Source organism: Pseudosporangium ferrugineum, assembly GCF_003002065.1.
Lineage (GTDB): Bacteria > Actinomycetota > Actinomycetes > Mycobacteriales > Micromonosporaceae > Actinoplanes > Actinoplanes ferrugineus_A.
In genome coordinates this window covers 196,017-216,919 of record NZ_PVZG01000008.1, presented here as the reverse complement: position 1 = coordinate 216,919, position 20,903 = coordinate 196,017, and the positions used below count along the sequence as shown (strand labels likewise).

The following is a 20,903-nucleotide window of genomic DNA, read 5'->3' as shown; positions in this document are numbered from 1 at the left end:
AGCGAGTCGCCTGTGGCGCAAGCTGGGGTGAGGCATCCCACGACCCGGATCCGGCACGTGGCCTCCGGCCGGCCTCGGGTGATACTTCAGGTGACTAACCCCTCGATCACGGGAGCGGACGAGCCCATGGGCAGCATCGTCGCGGAGAACCGTAAGAGTTTGATGCTTTTCTCCGGGCGCGGCTTCCCGGAGCTGGCCGAGGAGATCGGGCAGGTGCTGGGCATCGCGCCGACGCCCTCGGATTCGTACGAGTTCGCCAACGGTGAGATCTTCGTCCGGTTCAAGGATTCCGTCCGCGGGTCCGACGCCTTCGTGGTGCAGTCGGTCACCGAGGGCGTGAACCGGTGGGTCATGGAGACGCTGATCATGATCGACGCCCTCAAGCGGGGCTCGGCGAAGCGGATCACCGTCGTGCTGCCGTTCTACCCGTACTCGCGGCAGGACAAGAAGCACCGCGGCCGGGAACCGATCTCCGCCCGGCTGGTCGCCGACCTGCTGAAGACCGCGGGCGCCAACCGGATCCTGACCGTGGACCTGCACACCGCGCAGATCCAGGGCTTCTTCGACGGCCCGGTGGACCACCTGTTCGCGATGGACATCCTCGCCGAGCACGTGCAGCGCAAGTTCGAGGGCCGGCCGATGACGGTGGTCGCCCCCGACTCGGGCCGGGTGCGCGTCGCCGAGCGCTGGACGGACCGGCTGGGCGGCTGCCCGCTGGCGTTCATCCACAAGACCCGGGACCCGCTGAAGCCGAACCAGGTCGTCGCCAACCGGGTGGTCGGCGAGGTCGAGGGCCGGGTCTGCCTGATCGTCGACGACATGATCGACACGGGCGGCACGATCGCCAAGGCCGCGGACATCCTGTTCGACTCGGGCGCCGCGGACGTGATCGTGGCGTCGACCCACGCCCTGCTGTCCGACCCGGCGACCGAGCGGCTCAAGAACAGCCGCATCTCGGAGCTGGTGGTGACGAACACCCTCCCGCTCCCGCCGGAGAAGCGGCTCGACAAGATCACGGTGCTGTCCATCGCCCCGCTGCTGGCCCGCGCGATCCGCGAGGTCTTCGACGACGGCTCGGTGACCACCCTGTTCGGCGGCCTCAGCTGACCCACCGCCGGCGGCAGTGCGCCGGGGCGGCGCCCGGCGGCGGCTCGTCGGGCGGTGGTTGTGGCTGGGCTTGACGCGGCGGCCCGCCTGACTTCGGGCTTCCGCGGCTGCCCAGCCAGGGCGGCGGGGCTGCCCAGGCAGGGCGGCTGGGTCGCCCGGGCAGGGTGGCGGGGCGGCTCCGGGCGGCTCGGTTCGCGCGTGCAAGTTGCATCGACCGGGTGAACTTTTCGCAGGGAGAGTGAGCTGCCGGGACCCGCCGGTTAGGGCGCGGCAAGAGCAGGTAAGCTGGTGCGGTTGCCACGGCGAGGGTGCCACGCGGTCTGCTGCAGGTTTGCGGAGTTCGCTTGAGGCACCGTGATCGACGCGGTGCTCCGGGCCTGTGCCCAGTGCGCCCCTTGCCGAGCACTGAGCACCACCCATGCTCGGCACCGCCGAACAGCCCGCAGCCCGCCGACTTAGACGCAGCCCGATCCAAGTTTCAGGAGTTTCCCCGTGTCCGAGGTAAAGATCAGCGCCGAGCCCCGTACCGAGTTCGGCAAGGGTGGTGCCCGCCGCACGCGCCGGGCCGGCCTGGTGCCTGCCGTGCTGTACGGCCACGGCGAAGCCCCCGTCCACATCGCGCTGCCCGCGCGTGAGTTCGCCGCCGCGATCCGCCACGGTGGCCTCAACCAGGTCTTCACGATCGACGTCGCCGGCGGCACCGGGGCCACGCTGGCCCTGCCGAAGGCGATCCAGCGCGACCCGATCAAGGACACGTACGAGCACGTGGACCTGATCATCGTGAAGCGTGGCGAGAAGGTCCAGGTCGACGTCCCCGTGACGCTGGTCGGCGAGGCCGCCCGCAACACGCTGGTCGTCAGCGAGAGCACGACCCTGTCGATCACCGCCGAGGCGATGCACCTGCCGAACGGCTTCGAGGTCTCCATCGAGGGCCTGGAGGCGGGTTCGCAGGTCACCGCCGGCGACGTGACCCTGCCGCAGGGCACCGAGCTGGCCGTCGAGCCCGACTTCGTCATCGCCGTCATCTCGCAGGCGCAGACCGCCGAGCAGATGGAGGGTGGCGACGCCGAGGGCGAGACCGCCGAGGCCGGTGCCGCCGAGGCCTCCGAGGAAGCCGCCGGCTGATCTGGCAAGCGCCTGACAGGGAAAGTGCCGAGCGGCACTTTCCCTGTTTTCGTTGAGGAGACGTGATGACCGAGGACGCACCCTGGCTGGTGGTCGGCCTGGGCAACCCCGGCCGGGAGTACGCGGCCAACCGGCACAACGTCGGCTTCATGGTGGCCGGCCTGCTGGCGTCCCGGGTCGGCGGCAAGTTCGGCCGGCACAAGCGGGCGGTGGCGGAGGTGGCCGAGGGCCGGCTGGGCTTCGGCGGCCCGAAGCTCATCCTGGCGAAGCCGTTGACGTACATGAACCTGTCGGGCGCGCCCGTCGTCGCCCTGGCGCAGTTCTTCAAGGTGCCGGTCGAGAACATCGTCGCGGTGCACGACGAGCTCGATGTCCCGTACGGGCAGTTGCGGGTGAAGCGCGGCGGCGGCGAGGGCGGCCACAACGGTCTTCGCTCGATGTCGAAGTCGCTGGGCAGCAAGGAGTACGCGCGGGTCCGGTTCGGCATCGGGCGTCCGCCGGGGCGCCAGGATCCCGCCGATTTCGTGCTGTCGGACTTCTCCGGCGCGGAGCGCAAGGAGTTGGAGTTCCTGGTCGACCGGGCCGCGGACGTGGTCGAGGCCGTGGTCGTCGAGGGCGTCGAGTGGGCGCAGAACAAGTATCACGGCGGCTGATCGGATACCACGTCACGGTGCCGGGCGAGGGCGGAATGGATAGATCCTTTAGGCCGTTTTGTCCGTCTATCGGTCCCGTGTCGCTGTCCGCCTTTTCCGCGTTGGGCCTATAGCGCACCACTTCGGTGCCCAGGTATCGACGGCGCGGGGGAGGTTCGGGTGACTCAGGACCTGTCCGGAAGGCCCATGACGGCTCTGGACGAATCGACGGTGATCCTGCCCACGGTGCAGCGGCGGGGCGGCCCGGACTCGCGCGCCGACCATCCGGAGACTCTGGGCCCGGCGAACCACCCGCCGGCCAATCACGGGCCGCGCCCGACGCGCCCGGCGCCGCACCGCGAGCGCGGGCGCAACAGCAAGATCCCCGCACCGCTGCGGGCTCCGGGCGAGGACGACAACGCGCCTCCCCAGGCGGGCGCCGGCGGGCGGCTCCCCGGCGAGCGGGCCCGGAACCAGGCGGCGGAGCGGCACTGGTCGGACCGGCCCAACCGGTCGGCGGCGGCCCGGCCCGCCACCCGGCCCTTCACCCGGGTACGCGGCAAGCACGCGGCGATGTCCCGCCGGCAGCGGTGGGAGCGCCGGTACGTGCGCGCGCTGGTGGTCAGCGACCTGCTGGCCGGGGTGGCCGCGGGCGCGGTGACGTTCGCGCTGCGCTTCGGCGACGAGGTGACCACGTACAACCGGTGGTATCTGCTGCTGTCGGCGTTGCTGCCGGTGGCACTGCTCGCGGTCCTGGTGGTGAGCCGGGCGTACGAGCGCCGCTTCCTGTTCGTCGGCACGGACGAGTACCAGCGCGTGTTCCGCGGCGGCGTGGGCCTGATCGCGGGCGCGGCCGTCACCTCGTACGCGCTGGAACTGGACCTTGCCCGGTCCTACGTCCTGGCCGCGCTGCCGACCGCGATAGTCACTGTCGTGGTTCTCCGGTTCGCGATGCGCAAGCGTCTGCATCTGGAACGGGCGCGCGGCGAGAGCCTGCGGCGCGTGCTGGTGGTCGGGCACGAGCTGTCCGTCATCGGCATCACCCGGCAGTTGCGCCGCGAGCGCTACCACGGCCTCGAGGTGGTCGGCGCCTGCCTGCCGCCCGGCCACGACGGCCTCGTCGACCTGCCGGTGTACGGGACCTTCGACGACGTGGCGAACGCCGTGGACGCCGCCGAGGCGGACACCGTGGTGGTGCTGAGCTGCCCCGAGCTCGACGGCGTCGCGCTGCGCCGGCTCGCGTGGCGGCTGGAACGCGACGAGGTGGACCTGGTGGTGGCGAGCGCGCTGATCGACGTCGCCGGGGCCCGCACCACGATCCGCCCGTTCGACGGCCTGCCGATGCTGCACGTCGAGCATCCGCGGCTGCACGGCGGGGCACGGGTGATCAAGGACCTGTTCGACCGCCTGGGCGCGCTGATCCTGTTGATCGTCTTCGGTCCGGTGCTGCTGACCGTCGCACTGTGCGTCCGGGTGACTTCCCGCGGCCCGGTACTCTTTCGGCAGGTGCGGGTCGGCCGTGACGGGTCCGAGTTCCGCATCTTCAAGTTCCGCAGCATGTACGTCGACGCCGAGGCCCGGCTGGCCGAGCTCCGGCACCTCAACGAGCACGACGGTGTGCTCTTCAAAATGCGCGACGACCCGCGCGTCACCCCGGTCGGACGGTGGCTGCGCCGGCTCTCGCTGGACGAACTCCCGCAGCTGGTCAACGTTCTGCTGGGACAGATGTCGCTGGTCGGGCCGCGTCCCCCGTTGCCGTCGGAGGTCGCCGCCTACGCCGACGACGTGCGGCGCCGGCTGGCGGTCAAACCCGGCATGACGGGCCTGTGGCAGGTTTCCGGTCGTTCGGATCTGCCCTGGGAGGAAGCGGTCAGGCTCGACCTTCGCTATGTGGAGAACTGGTCCTTGAGTTTGGACTTGGTGATCCTTTTGCGGACCATGACCGCGGTGGTGCGGTCGTCGGGAGCGTACTGATCTTCATGAGGAGAACGATGAGCGAGCAGACAGGGACGTCGCCGCGCATAGCGGGACAGCGGGAGCCGGAGTCCGGCGGTACGCCGCCGGTCAACGACTCCGCGTTCGCCCGCTGGCTCGCCGACCGCGCCGGCCAGGTGCTGCTCCAGGTCCGCGAGGACATGGGGTACGCGGACGGCAAGGCGCTGAAGGCGGCCGGCGACAAGGCGGCCCACGACCTGCTGCGTACGGAGCTCGCCCGCTGGCGCCCGGCCGACGCGGTGCTGTCGGAGGAGGACGACCACTCGCGCGTCGCGTGGCAGGACGGCGAGCAGGCGACCGTACGCCCCGACCGGCTCGACGCCTCCCGGGTGTGGATCGTCGACCCGCTCGACGGCACGCGGGAGTTCTCCGAGGAGGGGCGGACCGACTGGGCGGTGCACGTCGCGCTCTGGACCGCCGACTGCTCCAGCCCGAGCTGCCTCGCCGCCGGTGCCGTCGCGATGCCGGCCCAGCACCGTACGCTCGGCACCGATCACACCCCCGCGTACCCGCCGTTGCCGCTGGCCGCGGCCACCGGCGGCCCGATCCGGATCGCCGCGAGCCGGACCCGCCCGCCCGCCTTCGTGACCGCGCTCGCCGAGGACATCGGCGCCGAGCTCGTGCCGATGGGCTCGGCCGGCGTGAAGATCGCCGCGGTGATCAACGGCGACGCCGACGCCTACGTGCACGCGGGCGGCCAGTACGAGTGGGACAGCGCCGCGCCGGTAGCTGTGGCGTCGGCCACTGGACTGCACGCTTCCCGAATCGACGGAAGTGAGTTGAAATACAACCAGGCCGATCCCAAGTTGCCGGATCTCGTGGTTTGCCGTAAAGATCTCGCTCCCCGGTTGCTTGCAGCGCTGCAGCGTCACCTCCCGCTAACCTGACCTCTGCACACCGCACGGAATCGAAAGGCTGGGGACCCTTTGAGCCAGGCGAAGCCCTATCGCGTATCCCATCTCGATGCTCTCGAGGCCGAGAGCATCTTCGTCATGCGCGAGGTCATGGCCGAGTTCGAGCGGCCCGTGCTGCTCTTCTCCGGCGGCAAGGACTCGATCGTGATGCTCCGGCTGGCCGAGAAGGCCTTCGCCCCGGCGCGCATCCCGTTCCCGGTCATGCACGTCGACACCGGCCACAACTTCCCCGAGGTGCTGGAGTATCGCGACGCCCGCGTCTCCGAGCTCGGGCTGAACCTGGTGGTCGCCAGCGTGCAGGAGGCGATCGATTCCGGGCTCGTCCGCGAGCTGCCCGACGGCACCCGCAACCGGATCCAGACGCCGGTGCTGCTCGCCGCCGTGGAGAAGTACCGCTTCGACGCCCTCTTCGGCGGCGCCCGCCGCGACGAGGAGAAGGCGCGCGCCAAGGAGCGGATGTTCAGCTTCCGCGACGAGTTCGGCCAGTGGGACCCGAAGAACCAGCGTCCGGAGCTGTGGTCGCTCTACAACGGCCGGCACCACCCCGGTGAGTCGATCCGCGTCTTCCCGCTCTCCAACTGGACCGAGCTGGACGTGTGGCACTACATCGCCAAGGAGCAGATCGCGCTGCCGAGCATCTACTACGCCCACGACCGCGAGGTCGTCGAGCGTGACGGGATGTTCTACGCGGTCAACGAGTTCATCGTCCCGAGGGACGGCGAGACGGTCGAGACCCGCCAGGTGCGTTACCGCACGGTCGGCGACGCGTCGCAGACCGCCGCGGTGCTCTCCGACGCCGACACCGTCGAGAAGGTCATCGACGAGGTCGCGGCGACCCGGATCACCGAGCGCGGCGCCACCCGGGGCGACGACAAGGTCAGCGAGGCGGCGATGGAAGACCGCAAGCGGGAAGGCTACTTCTGATGAGTCAGGCAGTTCTGGAGACCGAGGCGGCCGCCGCCCGCAACATGGACCTGCTGCGGTTCGCCACCGCCGGCAGCGTCGACGACGGCAAGTCCACCCTCATCGGGCGGCTGCTGTACGACACCAAGTCGCTCTTCTCCGACCAGCTCGAGGCGGTCGAGGCGGTCAGCGCCGCGCGGGGCGACGAGTACACCAACCTCGCGCTGCTCACCGACGGCCTGCGCGCCGAGCGGGAGCAGGGCATCACGATCGACGTGGCGTACCGCTACTTCGCGACGCCGCGGCGCAAGTTCATCATCGCCGACACCCCGGGGCACATCCAGTACACCCGGAACATGGTCACCGGCGCCTCGACGGCCGACCTCGCGCTGATCCTGGTCGACGCCCGCAAGGGCCTGGTCGAGCAGTCCCGCCGGCACGCCTTCCTGACCTCGCTGCTGCGCGTGCCGCACCTGGTCCTGTGTGTCAACAAGATGGACCTCGTCGGCTGGGACAAGGACGTCTACGACAAGATCGCCGACGAGTTCACCTCGTTCGCCGCGAAGCTCGACATCACCGACCTCACGATCATCCCGATCTCGGCGCTCGAGGGCGACAACATCGCCTCGCGCTCCGAGAAGACCCCGTGGTACGAGGGCCCGTCGCTGCTGCACCACCTGGAGCACGTGCACATCGCGTCGGACCGCAACCTGGTCGACGTCCGCTTCCCGGTGCAGTACGTCATCCGTCCCCAGTCCACCGTGGTCACCGACTACCGCGGGTACGCGGGCCAGGTCGCCTCGGGCGTGCTCAAGCCGGGCGACGAGGTGCTGGTGCTCCCGTCCGGCATGACCAGCACCATCTCGGCGATCGACACCGCGGACGGGCCGGTCGACGAGGCCTTCCCGCCGATGTCGGTGACGGTCCGGCTCGCCGACGAGATCGACATCTCCCGTGGCGACATGATCTGCCGCCCGCACAACGCCCCGGCCGTCGCCCAGGACGTCGAGGCGATGATCTGCTGGATGGACGAGACCGCCCCGCTGCGGATCGGCGCCAAATACACCATCAAGCACACCACGCGTACGGCCCGCACGGTCGTCCGCGGCCTCCAGTACCGCCTCGACGTGAACACCCTGCACCGCGACGAGGACGCGCCGCAGCTCGCCCTCAACGAGATCGGCCGGGTACGCCTCCGCACGACGGTGCCCCTGCTCGCCGACGAGTACCGCCGCAACCGCACGACGGGCGGCTTCATCCTGATCGACGAGTCGACCAACCGCACGGTCGGCGCCGGCATGATCATCGAAGCCGCCTGACCTGAGCAGCCGACCCCGCCCGGCCCCCACCGGCCGGGCGGGCAACGGGCCGGCGGCAGCCCACCGGTGAGCGGCATTGCCGGCGGTGGGCCGGTGAGCGGCAGTGCCGGCGGGCGGCATTGTCGGCGGTGGGGGCGGTAGGCCGGTGGGCAGCAGCTCGGCGGTGGGGCGGCAGGCCGGTGGGCAGCAGTTCGGCGGCGGTCCGACGGTTCGGGGGCTGTCCGGCGGCTGACCGGGGTGGCCCGGGGCGGCCGGCGGGTGGCCGGCCGCGGGCGGGCGGTCACTGGTGGCTCGGCGGCCGAACGGACCACGGTGACGGGCGGGCCGACCCGGGCGGCCGGGACCAGCGGTCCGAGCGGGCTCGGTTCGGCGGGCCGGGCGGGCCGGTTGTGACGAATGAGGGGCGGGGCCGTGCCACCGGGCTTGAAGGATGTGGCCGCGCGGGCGGGCGTTTCCATCAAGACCGTGTCCAACGTGGTCAATGGGTATGTGCACGTCTCGCCGGCGACGCGGGCGCGGGTGCAGCAGGCGATCGAGGCGCTGGGTTACATCCCCAACGTGGCAGCTCGGCAGTTGCGCAGCGGGCGGTCCGGGGTGATCGCGCTCGCCGTGCCCGAGTTGCAGTCGCCGTACTTCGCCGAGTTGGCCGGGCTCATCGTGCAGGCCGCGGAGCGCCGGTCGTGGACCGTGCTGATCGATCAGACCGACGGCCAGGCCGAGCGGGAGCGTAACCTCGTCGCGGGGCTGCGGCGGCACGCCATCGACGGTCTCATCTTCAGCCCGCTGGCGCTGGCCGGCGAGGAGCTGACCAGCAGCGGCGACACGCCGATGGTGCTGCTCGGCGAGCGGGTGTGGCACGGGCCGGCCGACCACGTGGCGATCGACAACACCGCAGCCGCCGCCGACGCCACCGGGCATCTCGCGGCGCTGGGGCGTCGGCGGATCGCGGCGATCGGCGCGCAGAGCCCGCCGTCGGCGGTCACCGCGCATCAGCGGCTGGCCGGTTACCGGGCCGCGCTCGCCGAGGCCGGGCTGCCGGAGGACCCGGCGCTGATCGCGGAGGTCGACAGCTTCCACCGGGCGGACGGTGCCGCGGCGATGCGCCGGCTGCTGGACGGGCCCGGGCGGCCCGACGCGGTCTTCGCCTTCAACGACGTGCTCGCCCTCGGCGCGATCCGGGCCCTGCTGGACGCGGGCCGGTCCGTGCCGGGGGATGTGGCGGTGATCGGCTTCGACGATATCGAGGACGGCCGGTTCAGCACGCCGACGCTGAGCACGGTCGCGCCCGACACGGCGGAGATCGCCCGGCTGGTGGTGGAGCTGCTGGCCGAGCGGCTGGGCGAGGAGAAGGCCGGCCCGCCGCGCGAGGTCAGGGTGGCCTACCGCCTGGTGCCTCGAGAGAGCACCCTGGGCCGCGCCTGAGCGGCGCGCCGAGCGCGTGCGGACGCCGGCGGCGAGGTCCGGGATGAGCCGGGCTCCGGGCGCGAGCCCGCTCAGCGGTGCGGGGCGGGCGCGAAGCGCCGCTGAGCGGCGTAACCAGCGCAAAGCGCCAAGTGGGGCACCGGGGTAGAAAACCGCCCGCATTCCGTGTCGTCCGTGTGTCGAGGCCGTGTCGCGATCTTTACAACGATGGTTCCAACGTTGTAAACCAGTGAGACGGCACACACCGGTGCGACGGGAGTGATACGTGACCACGGCCAGACTCACGCTTGACCCGGCCTTCGCCATCGGCGAGGTGGATCCACGGCTGTTCGGTTCCTTCGTGGAACACATGGGCCGCTGCGTCTACACCGGCATCTTCGAGCCCGGCCATCCGCGGGCCGGCGCCGACGGCCTGCGCGCCGACGTGCTCGAGCTGGTCCGGGAGCTGGGGGTGACCCTGGTGCGCTATCCGGGCGGCAACTTCGTCTCGAACTACCGGTGGGAGGACGGGGTCGGACCGGTCGGCAACCGTCCGCGGCGGCTCGATCTGGCGTGGCGGTCGCTGGAGAGCAACACGTTCGGGCTCAACGAGTTCATGAGCTGGGCCGGGCAGGCCGGCGTCGACCCGATGATGGCGGTCAACCTGGGCACCCGGGGCGTCGCCGAGGCCGCCGAGCTGGTCGAGTACTGCAACGTGCGAGAGGGTACGGCCGCCGCCGACCTGCGGCGCAAGCACGGCGTCGCGCAGCCGCACGACATCCGGCTCTGGTGCCTGGGCAACGAGATGGACGGGCCGTGGCAGATCGGCGCCCTGACCGCCCGCGAGTACGGCCGGCTCGCCGCGCGGGCCGGGCATGCGATGCGGCGCGTCGACCCCTCCATCGAGCTGGTGGCCTGCGGAAGCTCCAACGCCGACATGCCGACCTTCGCGGCGTGGGAGGCGACAGTGCTGGAGGAGGCGTACGACCAGGTCGACTACCTGTCCCTGCACCACTACTTCGACCCGGGCAGACAGGACGAAGCGAGCTTCCGGGCGTCCGCCGTACGGCTCGACGGGTTCGTGGAGGACGTCGTGGCCACCGCCGACCACGTGCGCGCCAAGCTGCGCCGGAGCAAGCGGATCAACCTGGCCCTGGACGAGTGGAACGTCTGGTACCAATCGCGGTTCACCGAGCCCGAGGACCGCGGAATCGAGGACCTGCCGCCGCTGATCGAGGACGACTACACGGTGACCGACGCGATGGTGGTCGGCAATCTGCTGATCAGCATGCTGCGGCACGCCGACCGGCTGACCGTCGGCTGCCAGGCGCAGCTGGTGAACGTCATCGCGCCGATCCGTACCGAGGCGAACGGGCCGGCCTGGCGGCAGGCGACCTTCCACCCGTTCGCCCACACCGCGCGGCTGGCCCGCGGCACCGTCCTGCGGGCGGCGGTCAGCTCGCCGTCGATGGCCACCGGCAGCTTCGGGGACGTGCCCGTGGTCGACGCCGTGGCCACCCGCGACGAGCGGACCGGCGAGCTGACGATCTTCGCCGTGAACCGGGGCACCGGGGCCCTTCCGCTGGAGCTGGACCTGCGGGCCTTCCCCGGGTTGCGGGCGGGGGAGCGGATCGAGCTCGCCGACGCCGACCCGTTGATCGTCAATTCCGCCGCTGCGCCTGATCGCGTCCGTGCCCGTACCGAAGAAATGCCTGTCCTCGACGGCGGGCGAGCGACCGTCCTGCTCCCCGCCGTCTCCTGGCACGCGCTCCGCTTCACCCCCGAGGAGAAACCGTGAAACCCCATGTGACCCGCCGCGGCCTGCTCGGGCTCGGCGTCGGCGCCGGCGGCGCCGTCCTGCTCGGCGCCTGCGGCGACGACGGCCCGAACCCGATCGTCGGGGGCGGGCAGAACGCCCAGCCCGCGTCGACCGCCTACACCGGGCCGAACGTCGCGCTGACCTTCTGGAACGGCTTCACCGGCGGCGACGGCCCGGTGATGAAGGCCCTGGTGGACCGGTTCAACAGCGAGAACCCGAACATCAAGGTCACCATGAACGTGTACGAGTGGGCCGACTACTACCAGAAGGTGCCCGCCGCGGTGTCCACCGGCAACGGCCCCGACCTCGGCATCATGCACGTCGAGCAGGTCGCCACGAACGCCGCGCGCGGTGTCGTGCTGCCGCTGGACGACGTGGCCGCGTCGCTGCAGCTCAAGGAGGAGGACTTCTCGCCGCCGGTGTGGCGGGCCGGGGTCTACAACAGCAAGCGGTACGCGATCCCGCTCGACGTGCACCCGCAGGGCATGTTCTACAACAAGGCCGTGCTGGAGCGGGCCGGCCTCGACCCGGAGAACCCGCCGAAGACGAACGACGACTACCTGAAGGCCCTGGACGCGCTCAAGGGCAAGGGTGTCCAGGGGCACTGGGCGACGCCGTTCCCGTTCACCGGCACGCACCAGTTCGAGTCGCTGACCTGGCAGTTCGGCGGGCAGCTCTTCGACGACCAGGCCACGAAGCCGCTGTTCGCCGAGGGGCCGGGGGTGCAGGCGCTGACCTGGCTCGTCGACCTGGTCAAGAACGGCTACAGCCCGAAGAACGTCGCCCAGGACGCGGATCTGATCGCCTTGCAGAACGGCAAGGCCGCCTTCAACTGGAACGGCATCTGGACGATCAACACGCTGCGGGCGGTCAAGGGCCTGAACTGGGGCGTCACCGCCCTGCCCACGATCGGGACGCAGCCCGCCGCCTGGGCCGGCTCGCACAACTTCGTGCAGTTCAAGCAGCGCGCGACCGACCAGAACAAGCTTCAGGCCGGCAAGGTGTTCATCAACTTCATCAGCAAGCAGTCCGTCGAGTGGGCCAAGGGCGGCCAGGTGCCGGCCCGCAAGGAGATCCGCGAGGGCGCCGAGTTCAAGGGGCTCAAGGAGCAGGCGGCGATCGGTGCGCAGATCGACAACCTGCACTTCCCGCCGTCGGTGCCGGGCATCCCGGACGCGATGGTCACCATCGACACCGCCGTGAACGAGGCGATCCTGCTGCGCAAGGAGCCCGGCAAGGCCCTCGCCGACGCGGCCGCCAAGGCGTCCCAGATTCTCGAGCAGAACCGCAAGAAGTACGGCGGCTGAGCCCGTGGTCGCTGTGAAGGCGGCGCCGGGGCGGGGGGCGGGGCTCACGCCGTACCTGTTCCTGGCGCCGTACGCGCTGCTGTTCGTGACGTTCACGCTGGTGCCGGCCGGCTACGGGCTGTGGATCAGCCTGCACGACTGGGACTACCTGCTGCCCGGCAAGCCGTTCGTGGGGCTGGACAACTATCGGGCGCTGTTCAGCAGCAGCTCGCCGGTGTTCGACTTCTTCTGGCAGAGCATGCAGGCCACCGGCATCTTCACGGTGTTCAGCGTGCCGCTGCTGGTGGTCGTCCCGCTCGGCATCGCGTTGATCCTCAACCGCTCGTTCCGCGGCCGTACGGCCTTCCGGGCCGTCTACTTCGCCCCGTACGTGCTGGGCGTGGCGGTCATCGGCGTGCTGTGGCGCTTCCTGCTGGACCCGAACCTCGGCGCGGTCAACGCCCTGCTCGGCGCGGTCGGCCTACCGGACGCCACGGCGTGGACCACGGGCCTGCCGTGGGCGTGGATCTCGCTGGTCGGGGTGACGGTGTGGTGGACGCTCGGCTTCAACGCGGTCATCTACCTGGCCGGGCTGCAGGACATCCCCCGCGAGCTGTACGACGCTGCCCGGGTGGACGGCGCCGGCCGGTGGGCGGAGTTCCGCCAGGTCACCCTGCCGGGGCTGCGCCCGGTGCTGCTCTTCGTGGTGATCAACACGATCCTGGCATCCAGCAACATGTTCGGGCAGGCGTACCTGATCACGCAGGGTGCGCCGGGCGTGGAGACCCGCACGGCGATCATGTACATCGCCGAGGAGGGCCTGCGCAGCTACCGGATGGGCAGCGCGGCGGCGATGAGCTACCTGCTCACCCTCGCCCTGCTGCTGATCAGCATGATCACGTTCCGCCTCTTCCGGACGAAGGACTGAGCCATGGGCCGCGTGAGAGGAATCGCCTGGTACACCATGCTCGGCGGGCTGAGCCTGGTGTTCGTCGCGCCGGTGGTGTGGATGCTCATCACCTCGTTCAAGACCGCGGACGAGGCAACCCGGGTGCCGCCCACGATCGTTCCCCGGGACCCGACCGTGGGCGCGTACGAGACGTTGTTCGGCGGTGATTCGCAGACGCCGGTGCTGCGCTGGTTCCTGAACAGCATGCTGGCGGCGAGCGGGCAGGCGCTGCTCGTGCTCGCCGTCGCGTCGATGGCCGCGTACGCCCTGGCCAGGATGGACTTCCGGGGCAAGAGGATCGTCTTCGCGCTGATCGTGGCGACGATGTTCGTGCCGATCTTCACCCTGATCATCCCGAACTTCCTGATCATCGACCGGCTCGGCTGGCTGGACAGCCTGTGGGCGCTGATCGTGCCGGGGGCGGCCAGCGCGTTCGGCGTCTTCTTCCTCCGGCAGTTCTTCCTCGGGCTGCCCCGGGAGCTGGAGGAGGCCGCCGTCCTCGAGGGCGCCAACTCGTGGCAGATCTTCACGAAGGTGATCCTGCCGCTGTCGAAGCCGGCCCTGGCCACCCTCGCGGTGATCAGCTTCCTGACCAACTGGAACGACTTCATCTGGCCGGTCTACGTGCTGTTCAGCCCGGAGAACTTCACGCTGCCGCCCGGCCTGGGCACGCTGCAGGGCGCGTACAACATCAACTATCCGGTGATCATGGCGGGTGCGACGCTGGCCAGCATCCCGGTGCTGATCCTCTTCGTGATCAGCCAGCGCTACATCATCGAGGGCGTCTCCCGGTCCGGACTGAAGGGCTGAACCCATGCGACGGTTGCTGGCCGCGGTCGCCGCGGCGCTCGTCCTGCTCACCCCCGCCGCCGCGTGGGCGGGCAACGTGTCCGCGAGCTTCGCGGACACGTTCGCCGACCCGATGGTCGTCCGCGGCGACGACGGCTACTGGTACGCGTACGGCACCACGGACCCGCTGCGCGAGGGCGAGAAGATGGTGCACCGGATCCCGATCGCGCGCTCGGCGGACCTGAAGCGCTGGTCGTACGTGGGCGACGCGTTCACCGCCGGCCAGCGCCCCGCCTTCGCCGCCGCGAACACCGCCTACTGGGCTCCGGACGTGCGCCGGGCCGGCCGGCACTGGGTCATGTACGTGACGGTCACCGAGACCACGGTCGCGCCGGGAGCGTCGGCGATCGGCGCGGCGACCGCACCCACCCCGGCCGGGCCGTGGACATTCGTGGACCGTCCGGTGGTCGCCCCGCGCCCGAGCGGCGACGACGGCTGGCTGTGGACGTTCGACCCGGCGCAGCTCACCACGCCCGACGGCCGCAAGTTCCTCTACTACGGCAGCTACTTCGGCGGCATCTGGGTCAGCGAGCTGAGCGCCGACGGCCTGCGTACGGTCGGCACGGCGACGCGGGTCGCGATCGACAACAAGTTCGAGGGCGCGTACGTCGTACGCCGCCACGGCTGGTACTACCTTTTCGCCTCGTCGGCGAACTGCTGTGCCGGCCCGACCACGGGCTACTCGGTCTCCGTGGGCCGCTCCCGGGACCCGCGCGGGCCGTTCGCCGACCGGTCCGGGCAGTCGCTGAACGTCTCGCGGGCCGGCGGCACCCCGGTGATCGCGCCGAACGGCAACCGGTGGGTGGGCACCGGACACAACGGCCTGGTCACCGACGCGCGGGGCCAGGACTGGCTGGTCTACCACGCGATCGACCGCGGGGATCCGTACCTGGACGAGCCGTTCGGCATCAACGAGCGGCCGATGCTGATCGACCGCCTCGACTGGATCGGCGGCTGGCCCACCGTCCGCGCGGGCGCCGGTGCGTCCGACGGGCCCGACTCCGGTTCGGCGTGGGAACCCCGGCCCGGGCGGGCGCTGCCGGCGTACTCCGACGAGTTCCGCGGCACCGGCCTCGGCGGCTCGTGGGCGTTCGTGCGGCCGGACCCGGCGGCGGTCGTCGCGGGCGGCGCGCTGCGGTGGCCCGTGCAGGACGCCGACCTCACCGGGTCGTCGAACGACGCCGGGGTGCTGCTGCGCGACGCGCCCCGTGGCAACTGGATCGCGGAGACCCGGCTGACCCTCGATCTCGGCGAGGACAGCGTGCGCAACTACCAGCAGGCCGGGCTGATCGCGTACGCCGGGGACAACCTGTTCGCCCGGCTCTCGGCGGTGGCCATCTGGAACACCCGCCAGGTCGAGTTCGGCCACGAGATCCCGTACGCGGGCAGCACCTCGTACGGCGGCAACATCGCCGGCACCCCCGGCCGGACCACCACCTGGCTGCGCCTGGCCCACCACGTCGACCCGCGCACCGGCGAGCACGAGTACCGGGCCGGGGTCAGCCGCGACGGGCGCGGCTGGACCTGGGGCGGCGTGTGGACGCTGCCCCCGGACACCACCCCGCGGGTCGGCCTCGTCGCCCACGGCGGCGCCGCGCCCGCGGTCACCGCGTCCTTCGACTACCTGCGGTTCAGCCGGTGGTGAGACCCGCCATCGCCCTGTTGTCCCTGCTCGTCCTGGCCGCTTGCGCCACCCGCGAGAAGCCGGAGCCCGCGATGCCGACGTTCACCAACCCCGTCTTCCTCGAGAACTTCCCCGATCCCGGCGCCGTGCCGGCCGACGGCACCTGGTACGCCTACGGCACCAACAACGCCACCGCGAACGTGCCGATCCTGACCTCGCCGGATCTGGTCACGTGGAACCCGGCCGGGGACGCGCTGCCCGACGTCGGCGGGTGGGCGGAGCGCGGGAACACGTGGGCGCCCGAGGTCATCGCGGGCGACGGCGGCTACCTGCTCTACTACACGGCCCGGAAGGCGGGCGGGCGGCAGTGCATCGGGGTCGCGTACGCCAGGACCCCGGCCGGCCCGTTCACCGACGACCGCACCGGGCCGCTGATCTGCCAGGCGGACGAGGGCGGCTCGATCGACGCCAGTCCGTACCGGGACCCGGACGGCGGTCTGTGGCTCTACTGGAAGAACGACGGCAACGCGATCGGGCGGCCCACCCACCTGTACGGCAGCCGGCTCGCCGCGGACGGCCGCTCGCTGACCGGCGACTCCGTGCGGCTGCTCAGCAACGACGCGGCGTGGGAGAACCATGTCGTCGAGGCGCCGCAGATGGTCCGCCACGACGGCAAGCTGTTCCTCTTCTACTCGGCGAACGCCTTCGACCTTCCTGGTCAGCACGCCCGGCGGCGAGACATGGCTGCTGTACCACGCGTGGCCGCCGGACGCGATCGGCAGCGTGGTGCCCGGCCGGCAGCTCTGGCTGGACCGGGTCGAGTGGCCCGGCGGCCGGCCCGTGGTGAGGGGGCCGTCGCCGGGCCCGCAGCCGATGCCGCGGTAGCGCTCAGCGCTCCTCGTCGTCGCCGGTGGTGGCGTCCTCGATCGCGTGGCTGACCGCGCCGGTGAGGTCGCCGGACGGCACCGCGATGGCCTCGCCGTCGACCTCCTCGCGCTCGGACCCGCGGGCGGGCTCGGGCGCGGTGGCGCCGCCGGAGAAGCCGTAGTCGTTCGGCCGGTGCTCTTCGGATGCGTCTGTCATGCCCTGCGCATACCCGCGAGATCCGGCGGCTATGCCGGTCAGAGGCGGCGGGCGCCCGGCCCCGGGATCGCCGACCAGGTGGTCGGTGCGGTGAAGGACCGTTCCGCGTACGCCTGTTCGACCGCGGCCGTGGTGGCCTCCGCCCGATCCGCGTCGATGAGGGCCAGCACGCACCCGCCGAAGCCGCCGCCGGTCATCCGGGCGCCGTACGCCCCGGCCGCCAGCGCCGCCTCGACCGCCACGTCGACCCGGTCGACGGTGATCTCGAAGTCGTCGCGCATCGAGGCGTGCGAGGCCGTCATCAGCGGCCCGATCTCGCGGATGCGGCCCGAGCGCAGCAGCGCCACCGTGTCGAGCACCCGCTGGTTCTCGGTGACGATGTGGCGCACCCGGCGGCGCATCACCTCGTCGTCGAGCTTGCCGAGCGCCGCCTCCAGGCCGTCGGCGGTCACGTCGCGCAGGGCGGGGACGCCGAGGATGCGCGCCGCCTCCTCGCAGGACTTGCGGCGGGCGCCGTACTCGCCGTCGACGTGCTGGTGCGGGGTGTTGCTGTTGATGATGAGGACGGCGAGGCTCTCGGCGGCGAGGTCGAAGGGGATCTGCTCGACCTCCAGCGACCGGCAGTCGAGGAACAGGGCCCGGCCGGCCTCGCAGCGGATCGACGCCGACTGGTCCATGATCCCGGTGGGGGCGCCCACGTAGACGTTCTCGGCGCGCTGGGCGAGCGCCGGCCGCCGCGCCACGGGCAGGTCCAGCCCGCCGAGGTCGGCGAGGGCGGTGAGCACGGCGGACTCGAGGGCGGCGGAGGACGAGACGCCGGCGCCGACCGGCACGTCCGAGGCGAGGGTGATGCGGGCGGGCGGCACGGTGAAGCCCGCCTCCTCCAGGGCCCACACCACGCCGGCCGCGTACGCCGCCCAGCCCTCGACGTCGCCGGGCGCCGACGACCCGAAGGTCACCGGCTCCTCGGCGAAGTCGGAGCAGATGGTCCAGCCCGGCTCGTCCCGGCCGGCCGCGGCGGCGACGACCTGCTGGGGCAGGGCGAAGGGCAGCACGAAGCCGTCGTTGTAGTCGGTGTGCTCGCCGATCAGGTTGACCCGGCCGGGGGCCGCCCACAGCCCGGCGGGCTCGGTGCCGAAGGTGGAGTGGAAGGCCGCTGCGGCCGACGAAGCGACAGTCATGACGATGATCAGATCACGCGACGTGGGTGCGGTAGAACTCCCAGGCGTCACCGATCATGTCGGGCAGGGTGTGCTTCTCCGGCACCCAGCCGAGCTCGTCGCGGGCCCGCTGCGAGGACGCCACCAGCGTGGCAGGGTCGCCGTCGCGCCGCGGTGCCACCTCGACGGGCAGTTCGGCGCCGGTGACCTCGCGCGCCGCCTCGACGACCTGGCGGTTGGAGAAGCCGTTGCCGTTGCCGAGGTTGTAGATCTTGTGCTCGCCGGGGGCGGCCGCGTCGAGGGCCAGCAGGTGGGCGCGGGCGAGGTCCTGCACGTGGATGTAGTCGCGGACGCAGGTGCCGTCGACCGTGGGGTAGTCGTCGCCGAAGAGCTGGAGCTTCTCGCGCTTGCCCGCGGCCACCTGGAGCGCGATCGGGATCAGGTGGGTCTCCGGGTCGTGCCGCTCGCCGACCGCGGTGCCGTCCTCGCGGATCAGCGCGCCCGCCACGTTGAAGTAGCGCAGCGACACGGCGGCCAGGCGGTGCGCGTACGCCTCGGAGGTCAGCGCGAGGTCGAAGGTCAGCTTCGTGGCGCCGTACGTGTTGGTGGGCGCCTTGGTGGCGGACTCGGTGATCGGCAGCTCGGTGGGGTTGCCGTAGACGGCCGCCGTCGAGGAGAAGACCAGGCGGGGCACGCCGGCGGCGCGGACCGCGTCGAGCAGGGCCAGCGAGCGCCGGACGTTGTGGTCCCAGTAGATTTCCGGCCGGGTCATCGACTCGCCCGCCTGGATCAGCCCGGCGAAGTGCAGCACCGCGTCGAAGCCCGCGTCCGGGGTGAGCACGGAGGCGGCGTCGGCGATGTCGGCCTCCACGAAGGTGGCGCCCGGCGCGACCGCTTCCCGGAACCCGTAGCTGAGGTTGTCCAGGACGACGACCTCGTGGCCGGCATCGAGCAGCAGACGGCTGGTGACGCTGCCGATGTAACCGGCGCCCCCGGTGACCAGAAGTTTCACCACACGACCTTTCGTAGCGGACGTCTCGACGTCCAGAGTCCATCAATAACGCTCATAAGTCAACACGTTCAAACATCGGCCCGGGACCGGACGGGCGTTTGACGGAAAGCCCGGCGAGACTGACACAATGGCGCTCATGTCCGACGCCGACCGCCGCCCACGGGTGCTCTCCGGCATCCAGCCGACCGCCGATTCGTTCCATCTCGGCAATTATCTCGGAGCGGTCCGCAACTGGGTGGCCATGCAGGAGACCGCGGACGCTTTCTACTGCGTCGTCGACCTGCACGCCATCACCGCGGGGCACGACCCGGTGGCGCTGCGGAACAGGACCCGGCTCTCGGTCGCCCAGCTGCTCGCCCTCGGGCTCGACCCGGAGCGCTGCACCCTCTTCGTGCAGTCGCACGTCCCCGAGCACGCCCAGCTCGCCTGGGTGCTCAGCTGCATCACCGGCTTCGGCGAGGCCGGCCGCATGGTCCAGTTCAAGGACAAGTCGGCCAAGCAGGGCTCCGACACCACCAGCGTCGGCCTGTTCACCTACCCGATCCTGCAGGCCGCGGACATCCTGCTCTACCAGGCCGACGCCGTGCCGGTCGGCGAGGACCAGCGCCAGCACCTCGAGCTCACCCGCGATCTGGCGCAGCGGTTCAACAGCCGGTTCGGGCGGACGTTCACGGTGCCGTCGGCGTACATCGTGCGCGACACGGCCAAGATCACCGACCTCCAGGACCCGACCGCCAAGATGTCGAAGTCGGCCTCCTCGCCCAACGGCATCATCGAGCTGCTGGAAGAGCCGTCCCGGTCGGCCAAGAAGATCAAGTCGGCGGTCACCGACACCGGCCGGGAGATCCTCTACGACGAGGAGAACAAGCCTGGCATCAGCAACCTGCTGACCATCTACGCGGCGCTGACCGCGCGGACCATAGACGAGCTGCTCGAGCAGTACGACGGCCGCGGCTACGGCGACCTCAAGAAGGACCTGGCCGAGATCGTCGTGGAGTTCGTCAAGCCGATCCAGGACCGCACCCGCGGCTTCCTCGAGGACCCCGGCTACCTCGACAAGGTGCTCGCGGTCGGCGCGGACAAGGCGCGGGCGGTGTCGGCGGCGACCCTCGCGCAGGCGTACCAGAACATCGGCTTCCTCAGCCCGTCGCGCGGGGCCTGACGCCGGTGGCGGGGACGGACACGCCGACCACCCGGATCGGCGTCGCGATCGACATCCCGGAGCCGTGGGGCGAGCTGCTCACCCGGCGCCGGGCCGAGGCGGGTGACCCGCAGGCCGCGTACACGCCGGCGCACGTCACGCTGCTGGGCCCGACCGAGGTCGCGACCGACGCGCTGCCGGCGATCGAGAAGCACCTCGGCGCCGTCGCCGCCGCGCAGCAGCCGTTCATCGTGCACCTGCGCGGCACCGGCACGTTCCGGCCGGTCACCGAGGTCGTGTTCGTCACCCTGGCCGCTGGCATCAGCGAGTGCGAGCTGCTCGCCGCCGCGATCGCCGCCGTGGACGGCATCCACCGGGACTCCCGCTTCCCGTACCACCCGCACGTCACCGTCGCGCAGGACGTGCCCGCCCCGGCCCTGGACGCCGTGTTCGAGGACCTGGCCGAGTTCGAGGCCCGCTTCGACGTGCCCGGTTTCACCCTCTTCTCGCACGATCTGTCCGCGGGCGGCGAGGGCCCCTGGCAGCGCCGCCGCGAGTATGCCTTGGGCGGGCCGCGCTAGAAG

General features: G+C 71.3%; 19 protein-coding genes. 16 read left to right on the top strand and 3 right to left on the bottom strand.

The annotated features are described in order from the left end of the window. Window positions 1-126 precede the first annotated feature (126 nt). From CLV70_RS18875 to CLV70_RS18810, 14 genes are all read left to right on the top strand, one after another. Window positions 127-1,107: a ribose-phosphate diphosphokinase gene (locus tag CLV70_RS18875; RefSeq protein WP_106127835.1), complete on the top strand. Its 981-nt coding sequence runs from the start codon at window positions 127-129 to the stop codon at window positions 1,105-1,107. A 492-nt stretch (window positions 1,108-1,599) separates the two neighbouring features. Beyond that, a complete protein-coding gene (locus CLV70_RS18870; RefSeq protein WP_106127834.1) occupies window positions 1,600-2,232 on the top strand; it encodes a 50S ribosomal protein L25/general stress protein Ctc in 633 nt (210 codons plus the stop codon). A 65-nt stretch (window positions 2,233-2,297) separates the two neighbouring features. Beyond that, complete coding sequence (gene pth, locus CLV70_RS18865; protein ID WP_106127833.1) at window positions 2,298-2,885, top strand: aminoacyl-tRNA hydrolase; 588 nt, start codon at window positions 2,298-2,300, stop codon at window positions 2,883-2,885. Window positions 2,886-3,071: 186 nt separating this feature from the next. Then, window positions 3,072-4,838, top strand: a complete 1,767-nt coding sequence (locus CLV70_RS18860; RefSeq protein ID WP_106127832.1) for a sugar transferase — start codon at window positions 3,072-3,074, stop codon at window positions 4,836-4,838. A 17-nt stretch (window positions 4,839-4,855) separates the two neighbouring features. After that, window positions 4,856-5,746, top strand: coding sequence for a 3'(2'),5'-bisphosphate nucleotidase CysQ (locus CLV70_RS18855; RefSeq protein WP_106127831.1), 891 nt, complete (start codon window positions 4,856-4,858; stop codon window positions 5,744-5,746). Window positions 5,747-5,785: 39 nt separating this feature from the next. Then, window positions 5,786-6,697: a sulfate adenylyltransferase subunit CysD gene (cysD, locus tag CLV70_RS18850; RefSeq protein ID WP_106127830.1), complete on the top strand. Its 912-nt coding sequence runs from the start codon at window positions 5,786-5,788 to the stop codon at window positions 6,695-6,697. Then, a complete protein-coding gene (gene cysN / locus CLV70_RS18845; RefSeq protein ID WP_106127829.1) occupies window positions 6,697-7,995 on the top strand; it encodes a sulfate adenylyltransferase subunit CysN in 1,299 nt (432 codons plus the stop codon). Before cysD ends, cysN begins: the two co-directional genes overlap by 1 nt. 396 nt (window positions 7,996-8,391) lie before the next feature. Further along, the gene (locus tag CLV70_RS18840; RefSeq protein ID WP_425440184.1) at window positions 8,392-9,417 is read left to right on the top strand and encodes a LacI family DNA-binding transcriptional regulator; all 1,026 of its coding nucleotides are present in this window, start codon (window positions 8,392-8,394) and stop codon (window positions 9,415-9,417) included. Between the two features lie 265 nt (window positions 9,418-9,682). Next, on the top strand, window positions 9,683-11,194 hold the full coding sequence (arfA, locus tag CLV70_RS18835) for an arabinosylfuranosidase ArfA (RefSeq protein ID WP_106127827.1): 1,512 nt from the start codon (window positions 9,683-9,685) through the stop codon (window positions 11,192-11,194). Further along, window positions 11,191-12,522: an ABC transporter substrate-binding protein gene (locus CLV70_RS18830; protein WP_106127826.1), complete on the top strand. Its 1,332-nt coding sequence runs from the start codon at window positions 11,191-11,193 to the stop codon at window positions 12,520-12,522. Before arfA ends, CLV70_RS18830 begins: the two co-directional genes overlap by 4 nt. Before the next feature lie 4 nt (window positions 12,523-12,526). Further along, window positions 12,527-13,429, top strand: a complete 903-nt coding sequence (locus tag CLV70_RS18825; RefSeq protein WP_106127825.1) for a carbohydrate ABC transporter permease — start codon at window positions 12,527-12,529, stop codon at window positions 13,427-13,429. A gap of 3 nt (window positions 13,430-13,432) precedes the next feature. After that, window positions 13,433-14,260: a carbohydrate ABC transporter permease gene (locus CLV70_RS18820; RefSeq protein WP_106127824.1), complete on the top strand. Its 828-nt coding sequence runs from the start codon at window positions 13,433-13,435 to the stop codon at window positions 14,258-14,260. A gap of 4 nt (window positions 14,261-14,264) precedes the next feature. Continuing rightward, window positions 14,265-15,944, top strand: coding sequence for a glycoside hydrolase family 43 protein (locus CLV70_RS18815; protein ID WP_106127823.1), 1,680 nt, complete (start codon window positions 14,265-14,267; stop codon window positions 15,942-15,944). Further along, window positions 15,938-16,861, top strand: a complete 924-nt coding sequence (locus CLV70_RS18810; protein ID WP_211303808.1) for a glycoside hydrolase family 43 protein — start codon at window positions 15,938-15,940, stop codon at window positions 16,859-16,861. Before CLV70_RS18815 ends, CLV70_RS18810 begins: the two co-directional genes overlap by 7 nt. On the opposite strand, the gene CLV70_RS18805 is transcribed toward CLV70_RS18810, so the two are convergent. Genes CLV70_RS18805 through galE form a run of 3 tightly spaced genes read right to left on the bottom strand, consistent with a single transcriptional unit; the run spans window position 16,812 to window position 19,178 of the window. Continuing rightward, window positions 16,812-17,006 carry a hypothetical protein gene (locus CLV70_RS18805; RefSeq protein ID WP_106127822.1) on the bottom strand — a complete coding sequence of 65 codons (195 nt, stop codon included), beginning with the start codon at window positions 17,004-17,006 and terminating at the stop codon, window positions 16,812-16,814. The two genes, CLV70_RS18810 and CLV70_RS18805, sit on opposite strands and share 50 nt — an antisense overlap. 38 nt (window positions 17,007-17,044) lie before the next feature. Continuing rightward, window positions 17,045-18,187: a galactokinase gene (galK, locus tag CLV70_RS18800; RefSeq protein WP_106127821.1), complete on the bottom strand. Its 1,143-nt coding sequence runs from the start codon at window positions 18,185-18,187 to the stop codon at window positions 17,045-17,047. Between the two features lie 13 nt (window positions 18,188-18,200). Next, a complete protein-coding gene (gene galE, locus CLV70_RS18795) occupies window positions 18,201-19,178 on the bottom strand; it encodes a UDP-glucose 4-epimerase GalE (protein ID WP_106127956.1) in 978 nt (325 codons plus the stop codon). Between the two features lie 136 nt (window positions 19,179-19,314). Between galE and trpS the strand changes: the two genes are divergently transcribed. Then, window positions 19,315-20,340, top strand: a complete 1,026-nt coding sequence (gene trpS, locus CLV70_RS18790) for a tryptophan--tRNA ligase (protein WP_106127955.1) — start codon at window positions 19,315-19,317, stop codon at window positions 20,338-20,340. Between the two features lie 5 nt (window positions 20,341-20,345). After that, window positions 20,346-20,900, top strand: coding sequence for a 2'-5' RNA ligase family protein (locus CLV70_RS18785; protein ID WP_425440183.1), 555 nt, complete (start codon window positions 20,346-20,348; stop codon window positions 20,898-20,900). Window positions 20,901-20,903: the final 3 nt, after the last annotated feature.

Excerpts from the sequence above, each read along its gene's own strand:
- cysN (WP_106127829.1), top strand. The coding sequence starts at position 6,697 with ATGAGTCAGGCAGTTCTGGAGACCGAGGCGGCCGCCGCCCGCAACATG.
- CLV70_RS18875 (WP_106127835.1), top strand. The coding sequence starts at position 127 with ATGGGCAGCATCGTCGCGGAGAACCGTAAGAGTTTGATGCTTTTCTCC.
- CLV70_RS18815 (WP_106127823.1), top strand. The coding sequence starts at position 14,265 with ATGCGACGGTTGCTGGCCGCGGTCGCCGCGGCGCTCGTCCTGCTCACC.
- CLV70_RS18820 (WP_106127824.1), top strand. The coding sequence starts at position 13,433 with ATGGGCCGCGTGAGAGGAATCGCCTGGTACACCATGCTCGGCGGGCTG.
- CLV70_RS18840 (WP_425440184.1), top strand. The coding sequence starts at position 8,392 with ATGAGGGGCGGGGCCGTGCCACCGGGCTTGAAGGATGTGGCCGCGCGG.
- CLV70_RS18855 (WP_106127831.1), top strand. The coding sequence starts at position 4,856 with ATGAGCGAGCAGACAGGGACGTCGCCGCGCATAGCGGGACAGCGGGAG.
- trpS (WP_106127955.1), top strand. The coding sequence starts at position 19,315 with ATGTCCGACGCCGACCGCCGCCCACGGGTGCTCTCCGGCATCCAGCCG.
- CLV70_RS18860 (WP_106127832.1), top strand. The coding sequence starts at position 3,072 with ATGACGGCTCTGGACGAATCGACGGTGATCCTGCCCACGGTGCAGCGG.
- pth (WP_106127833.1), top strand. The coding sequence starts at position 2,298 with ATGACCGAGGACGCACCCTGGCTGGTGGTCGGCCTGGGCAACCCCGGC.
- galK (WP_106127821.1), bottom strand. The coding sequence starts at position 18,187 with ATGACTGTCGCTTCGTCGGCCGCAGCGGCCTTCCACTCCACCTTCGGC.
- CLV70_RS18805 (WP_106127822.1), bottom strand. The coding sequence starts at position 17,006 with ATGACAGACGCATCCGAAGAGCACCGGCCGAACGACTACGGCTTCTCC.